The organism is Blastococcus sp. SYSU DS1021 (assembly GCF_054050995.1).
On sequence record NZ_JBJHAL010000014.1, the window covers coordinates 106,461 to 112,895 of the forward strand.

8 protein-coding genes are annotated in these 6,435 nt (G+C 73.8%); 6 read left to right on the forward strand and 2 right to left on the reverse strand.

All coding sequences use genetic code 11. The features are described 5' to 3' along the window. Nucleotides 1-87: 87 nt before the first annotated feature. A complete protein-coding gene (locus ACI8AP_RS12420; RefSeq protein WP_456589652.1) occupies nucleotides 88-1,023 on the forward strand; it encodes a hydroxymethylglutaryl-CoA lyase in 936 nt (311 codons plus the stop codon). Further along, entirely contained in the window at nucleotides 1,023-1,538 is a 516-nt protein-coding gene (locus tag ACI8AP_RS12425; RefSeq protein WP_456589653.1) for a flavin reductase family protein, read from the forward strand. Before ACI8AP_RS12420 ends, ACI8AP_RS12425 begins: the two co-directional genes overlap by 1 nt. A gap of 50 nt (nucleotides 1,539-1,588) precedes the next feature. Here the strand turns inward: ACI8AP_RS12425 and ACI8AP_RS12430 are convergent, their stop codons facing one another. Together ACI8AP_RS12430 and ACI8AP_RS12435 are read right to left on the reverse strand one after the other, a co-directional pair. Beyond that, a complete protein-coding gene (locus tag ACI8AP_RS12430) occupies nucleotides 1,589-2,023 on the reverse strand; it encodes a hypothetical protein (RefSeq protein ID WP_456589654.1) in 435 nt (144 codons plus the stop codon). After that, a complete protein-coding gene (locus ACI8AP_RS12435; RefSeq protein WP_456589655.1) occupies nucleotides 2,016-2,378 on the reverse strand; it encodes a hypothetical protein in 363 nt (120 codons plus the stop codon). Before ACI8AP_RS12435 ends, ACI8AP_RS12430 begins: the two co-directional genes overlap by 8 nt. Nucleotides 2,379-2,556: 178 nt before the next feature. On the opposite strand from ACI8AP_RS12435, the gene ACI8AP_RS12440 reads away from it, so the two are divergent. The 4 genes from ACI8AP_RS12440 to ACI8AP_RS12455 are packed head-to-tail and all read left to right on the forward strand — an operon-like array spanning nucleotide 2,557 to nucleotide 6,280. After that, nucleotides 2,557-3,513: a siderophore ABC transporter substrate-binding protein gene (locus tag ACI8AP_RS12440; RefSeq protein WP_456589656.1), complete on the forward strand. Its 957-nt coding sequence runs from the start codon at nucleotides 2,557-2,559 to the stop codon at nucleotides 3,511-3,513. 10 nt (nucleotides 3,514-3,523) lie between these two features. Beyond that, nucleotides 3,524-4,516, forward strand: a complete 993-nt coding sequence (locus ACI8AP_RS12445; RefSeq protein ID WP_456589657.1) for an ABC transporter permease — start codon at nucleotides 3,524-3,526, stop codon at nucleotides 4,514-4,516. Further along, nucleotides 4,513-5,508, forward strand: a complete 996-nt coding sequence (locus ACI8AP_RS12450) for an iron chelate uptake ABC transporter family permease subunit (protein WP_456589658.1) — start codon at nucleotides 4,513-4,515, stop codon at nucleotides 5,506-5,508. The genes ACI8AP_RS12445 and ACI8AP_RS12450 overlap by 4 nt, the downstream gene beginning before the upstream one ends. A 13-nt stretch (nucleotides 5,509-5,521) precedes the next feature. Further along, entirely contained in the window at nucleotides 5,522-6,280 is a 759-nt protein-coding gene (locus ACI8AP_RS12455; RefSeq protein WP_456589659.1) for an iron ABC transporter ATP-binding protein, read from the forward strand. The last annotated feature ends 155 nt before the right edge of the window (nucleotides 6,281-6,435 follow it).

The window sequence follows — 6,435 nt, forward strand, 5'->3', positions numbered from 1 at the left end:
CCGTTCCGAGACGCCTGATCGGGGGAACGACAGGGCGGAGGGGGAGGATGCGGGGGGAGCAACGTTGCCGGTGCCGAGGAGACGCAGATGAACGAGTTCGACCTGGTGCTGCCCAGCTCGGTCGACGTCCGCGAGGTGGGTATGCGCGACGGGCTGCAGCTGGAGGCACCCGTGCCGCTGGCCGGCAAGCTGGCGATGCTGGAGGCGCTGGTCGCCACCGGCGTCCGCCGGATCGAGGCGACGTCGTTCGTGTCCCCGAAGGCCGTGCCCGCGCTCGCCGACGCCGATCAGGTCGCCGCCGAGCTGGCGAGGTGGCCGGGGGTGCACTGGTCGGCCCTGGTCGCCAACCCGCGCGGTGCCGTCCGGGCGGTGGACGCCGGCGTCGCCGACCTCGAGTACGTCGTCTCGGCCTCCGACGGCCACAGCCGCGCCAACGCCGGGCGCGGCACCGCCGAGGCCGTCGCCGCGGTGGGCGAGATCGCCGCGCTGGCCCATGGCGCCGGTGGCTCGCTCGAGGTCATCATCGCCACCGCCTGGGACTGCCCGTTCGACGGCCGCACCCCGGTGGCCCGCACCGTCGACGTCGCCCGCGCCGCCGTCACCGCCGGCGCCGACCAGCTCTGCCTCGGTGACACCATCGGGACGACGACGCCGCTGCGGGTGGTCACCCTCCTCGACGCGGTCCGCCGGGCCTGCCCGGGCGTCCCCGTCGGCGTGCACTTCCACGACACCCGGGGTACCGGCCAGGCCAACGCGCTGGCCGCCGTGCAGGCCGGGGTCACCCAGCTGGACGCGTCGGTCGGCGGGCTGGGCGGCTGCCCGTTCGCCCCGGGCGCCAGCGGCAACATCGCGACCGAGGAGCTGGTCTACATGCTGGAGGAGTCCGGGGTGCGCACCGGCCTGGACCTCGACGCGCTGCTGGACGCTGCCCGGGTCACCGAGCAGGCCGTGGGCCACGAGCTGCCGAGCTCGCTGTACCGCGCCGGCGGCCGGTCGGTCCCGCGCTCCGGCGGAGCCCGCTGATGCCGGCCGACGCGGTCTCCGAGCCGCCGCGGATCGTCGATCCCCGGGTGATGCGGGACGTGCTCGGGCACTTCGCCTCCGGGGTCACCGTGGTCACCGCGGACACCCCCGACGGGCCGATCGGCTTCACCTGCCAGTCGTTCAGCTCGCTGTCACTGGACCCGCCGCTCGTTGCCCTCGCCCCGGCCCGCACCTCGCGCACCTGGGCCCGGCTGCGGGAGATCGGCCGGTTCTGCGTGAACGTGCTGGCCGAGGGGCAGGACGCCGTCTCGCAGAACTTCGCCCGGTCCAGCGCCGACAAGTTCGCCGGGGTCCCGTGGACGCCCAGCCCGCAGGGCTCGCCGGTGCTCGACGACGTCGTGGCCTGGATCGACGGGGAGCTGTGGGCCGAGTACGACGGCGGCGACCACACGATCGCCGTCGCCCGGGTGCTCGACCTGGGTGCGGCGCCCGACCGCCGTCCGCTGCTCTTCCACCGTGGCGCCTACGGCCTGCTGCGCAGCGGCGGGGACTGACCGCGGTTCCCCGGGCCGGCTCGGCGGTGACCTCCGAGCCGGCCCGCCGGTCACCGGGCCGGCCGTCGGCGCCGCGCCAGCAGCGCCAGCCCGAGGACGGGCAGCACGAGCGGCACGTAGCCGTAGCCCCGGCCGTAGCCGGACCACACCGTCTCGTCGGGGAAGGCCGCTGGGTCGGCCACCGACAGGGTGCCCACGACCAGGACGCCGACCAGCTCGACGACGATGGCGGCCAGCGCGGTTCGTCGGCCGCCGCGCCCCCCGCGGGCGAGGCCCACGGTGGCCACCGCGTAGACCGCCGCCGCGAACGCCGACAGCAGGTATGCCAGGGGAGCCTCGTCGAACCGGGTGGCCAGCTGCACCCCCGCGCGGGCCCCGGCCGCGAGGGCGAAGATCCCGTAGACCAGCACCAGCACGCGCGCCGGTCCGGCGGTGGTCCCCGTCGCGGCCGGCTCCGCGGGGCGGCCGAGCCCGCGCTCACGCACCGGTGGCCTCCCACAGCTGCAGCAGGCGCCAGAGCATGACGGCGACGGCGGCCGCCGCGACCGCCAGGACGGTGCCCGCCCAGCGGGTGCGCTCCGCCTGTGCCCACAGCACGCCGGCGACGGGGATGAGCAGCACGCCGAACAGGTAGCCCAGGAACGTCGGGGTGTCGGCGGGCGTGCCGTTCTCCATCCGTGCGAACGCGAGCACGGCCTGCACCACGAGCAGCGCCTCCAACAGGCCCGCCCCGGCCAGGTGCAGGACGCCGATCCGCCGGCCGGCGGCGCTGGAAGCGAGTCCCAGCACGACCACGACCACGGCGACGACGGTGGCGGCGACGACGAGGACGGGCGTCACCGCAGCCCTCCGCGGGAGAGATCGGGTGCCGGCACGGGGCTCATCCTCCCGCCGGGCCGTCCGTACCCCGGGATCGGGGGCCCGTGTGCCCCCCCCGCTGGTGACCATCCGGGACCGGTATGACACCTTAGGCCCGCCTAACTAAGGCGTGCCTGACCTTTGTCGTGATCGGAGACCCATGCGTACCAGCGCCCGGCCGCTCGCCGCCCTCGCCCTGCCCCTCTCCGCCGTCCTGGCGCTGTCGGCCTGCGGCGGCGACGACACCGAGGCCGAGACCGCGTCGACCGGGGGCTCCGCCGAGGTCACGGTCACCCACGCGCAGGGCGAGACCACCGTGCCGGTCGACCCCGAGACGGTCGTGGTGTTCGACCTGGGCAGCCTGGCCACGCTGGACAGCCTCGGCGTCGAGGTCGACGGCGTGCCGGAGGCCGCCTACCCCGAGTCCCTGAGCCAGTACGGGGGCGACGAGTACGCGAAGGTCGGCTCGCTGTTCGAGCCCGACTACGAGGCCGTCAACGCCCTCGGGCCCGACCTGATCATCGTCGGTGGCCGGTCGGCCGCGGTGTACCCCGAGCTCGAGCAGATCGCGCCGACCATCGATCTCAGCGTGGACAACACGAACTTCCTGGAGTCCTTCACCGAGCGCACCACCGCCCTCGCCGAGGTCTTCGGCGAGGAGGACGCGGTGGCCGAGCGCCTCGAGGCGCTCGACGCGCGGACGGCCGAGGTCGCCGAGGCGGCCGAGGGCGCGGGCACGGGCCTGATCGTCCTCACCACCGCCGGCGAGGTCAGCGCCTACGGCCCCGGCTCGCGGTTCGGTGGGCTGATCCACGACGTCCTGGGCGTGGCCCCGGCCGACGAGAACGTCAGCGACGCCACCCACGGTGACGCGATCTCCTTCGAGTTCATCGCCGAGACCAACCCGGACATCCTCTACGTCATCGACCGGGACGCCGCCATCGGCGAGGCCGGCGAGGCGGCCGAGCAGGTGCTGGACAACGACCTGGTCCGCAGCACGACGGCGTGGCAGGACGACGCCGTCTACTACCTCGACTCGACCGACTGGTACCTCACGCCGAACGGGCTGCCGTCGGTGGAGGCGATGGTCGAGGAGATCGCGGCCAGCGTCGAGTGACGCGACGAGCATGACCGGCACGCTCTCTCCGCGCGGCGTGCAACGGTGGCACATCGCGGTGGCGCTCCTGCTGCTGGCCGCCGCCTCGTTCGGCTCGCTGTTCATCGGGGTCAGCGACCTCACGCCGCTGGACCTCCTCGACCCCGACGAGGCGCAGGCGCGGGTGTTCCTCACCAGCCGGGTGCCCCGGCTGCTGGCGATCCTGCTGGCCGGCTCGGCGACGGCGGTGGCGGGCCTGGTGATGATGTCGCTGACCCGCAACCGGTTCGTCTCGCCGCAGACCGCCGGCACCACCGAGTGGGTGGGGCTGGGGCTGGTCGTCGCCACGCTGTGGTTCGGCGGCGCCTCGCTGCTCGGCAAGATGACGATCGCGACGGTGTTCTCGCTGGCCGGCACCTTCTTCTTCGTCTGGCTGCTGCGCCGCATGGTGCTCACCGACATCCTCGTGGTGCCGCTCGTCGGCATCCTGCTCGGTGGCGTGGTCAGCGCCGCCGCGGCCTTCCTCGCGTACCGGTTCGACCTGCTGCAGTCCATCGACGCCTGGATGAACGGCGACTTCTCCGGCGTGCTGTCGGGCCGCTACGAGCTGCTGTACCTGGTGCTGGCCGCGACCGTGGTGGCCTACCTCTTCGCCGACCGGTTCTCCGCGGCCGGCATGGGCGAGAGCTTCGCGATCAACCTGGGCGTCTCGTACACGAAGGTGGTCACGACCGGGCTGGCCATCGCCTCGGTGGTGACCGCCATCGTGGTGGTGACCGTGGGCAACATCCCGTTCCTGGGCCTCGTCGTCCCCAACATCGTCACGCTGGCGATGGGGGACAACCTGCGCCGCGTGCTGCCGGTGACGGCCCTGACGGGAGCGGCCTTCGTGCTGGTCTGCGACGTCCTCGGCCGGATCATCCGCTACCCCTACGAGGTCCCCGTCGGCATGGTCGGCGGGGTCATCGGCGGGGTGCTGTTCATCGCGCTGCTGCTGCGGGCGCGCAGCCGGGGGGTCTCGTGAGCGTCCTGGACCGCACCGGGTCACCGACCGCGGCGCAGCAGGCGACCCGCCGGCGTCGCACGCTGGTCGTGCTGGCGGTGCTCGCCGTCGTCGCCGTCGCCGCCTTCCTGACCGTCGGGGTGAGCGGGTCCTGGAGCTTCGCGCTGCAGATGCGCGGCCGGCGGGTCGCGGCGATGGTCGTGGTCGGGGTGGCGATCGCGGTGTCGACCGTGCTGTTTCAGACGGTCGCGAACAACCGGATCCTCACCCCCGAGATCATGGGGTTCGACCGGCTCTTCGTGCTGATCCAGACCCTCGGCGTCTTCCTGCTCGGCGCCTCGACGGTCACCTCGACCGACCCGCGGCTGCGGTTCCTGGTCGAGGTCGTCGTGCTGGTCGCCTTCGGCGCGGGCCTCTACCGCCTCCTGTTCGGGCGCACCGCGCGCGACGTGTACGTCCTGGTGCTGCTCGGCGTGGTGCTCGGCGGCCTCTTCCTCAGCCTCACGCTGCTGGTCTCCCGGCTCATCGACCCCAACGAGTTCCTCACGCTGCAGGACCTGATGTTCGCCAGCTTCAACTCCGTCGACGTGCGGCTGCTGACGCTGTCGGCCGTGGTCGTCGGGCTGGTCACGGTCGCGGTGTGGCGGCTGCTCCCCCGGCTGGACGTCGTCGCGCTCGGCCGTGACACCGCGATCGGCCTGGGCGTCGAGCACCGGCGGGTGGTCAACCGGGCGCTGCTGGCGGTGGCGGTGCTCGTGGGCGTCGCCACGGCGCTCGTCGGCCCGGTGACGTTCCTGGGGCTGCTCGTGGCGAACCTCGCCCGCCAGCTGCTGGGCACCCACCGGCACGCCTGGGTGCTGCCCGGGGCGGCGCTGCTCGCGGTGCTCGCCCTGGTGGGCGGCCAGCTGGTGCTCGAGCGGGTGTTCGGTTTCAACTCGGCGCTGAGCATCGTCATCAACTTCGTGGGCGGGATCGTCTTCATCGCCCTCCTCGTCCGGGAGTCCCGTCAGTGAGGGAGCACGGCCAGTGATCGAGATCGAGAGCGTCTGCAAGTCCTACGGCGGCACCCGTGTGGTCGACGACGTCTCGCTGACCGTCCCCGCCGGCGGCATCACCTCGCTGATCGGCGCCAACGGCGCGGGCAAGTCGACGCTGCTGTCGGTCGCGGCGCGGCTGCTGCCCCCCGACAGCGGCCGGGTGCTCGTCGACGGCATGGACGTCGCCCGGACGCCGGGCCCGGTGCTGGCCCGCCGGCTGGCGGTGCTGCGCCAGGAGAACTCGATGACCGTGCGGCTGACCGTCCGCGAGCTCGTCGCCTTCGGCCGCTTCCCGCACTCGGGTGGGCGGCTGACCGCCGAGGACCGCGCGCGCATCGACGAGGCGCTGGACTGGTTCGAGCTCGGCCCGTTGGCCGATCGGCACCTGGACCAGCTCTCCGGTGGGCAGCGCCAGCGCGCGTACGTCGCGATGGTGATGTGCCAGGGCACCGACTACGTGCTGCTCGACGAGCCGCTGAACAACCTGGACATGCGGCACGCCGTCCAGATGATGCGGATGCTCCGGGGGATGGCCGACGAGCTGGGCCGCACCGTCGTCCTCGTGGTGCACGACGTGAACGTCGCCTCGGCCTACTCCGATCGCATCGTCGCGATGCGCGACGGCCACCTCGTCGCCGCCGGGCCCACCGCCGAGCTGATGACCCCGGAGCTGCTGCGGAAGGTGTTCGACGTCGAGGTGGACGTCCACGACCTCGGTGGGCGGCGGGTCGCGGTCCCGTGGAGTTGAGCCCACCGTCGCCGGGATCGCCGCCCCGCTGTTGATCAGGTGACCTGATCGTCCGGGGGGGGGGGGGGCGGGGGGGGGGGGGGGGGGGGGCCGCCCCCGGGGGGCGGGGGGCCCGCGGGGGGGGCGGGGTGCGGGGGGGGGGGGGGGGGGGGGGG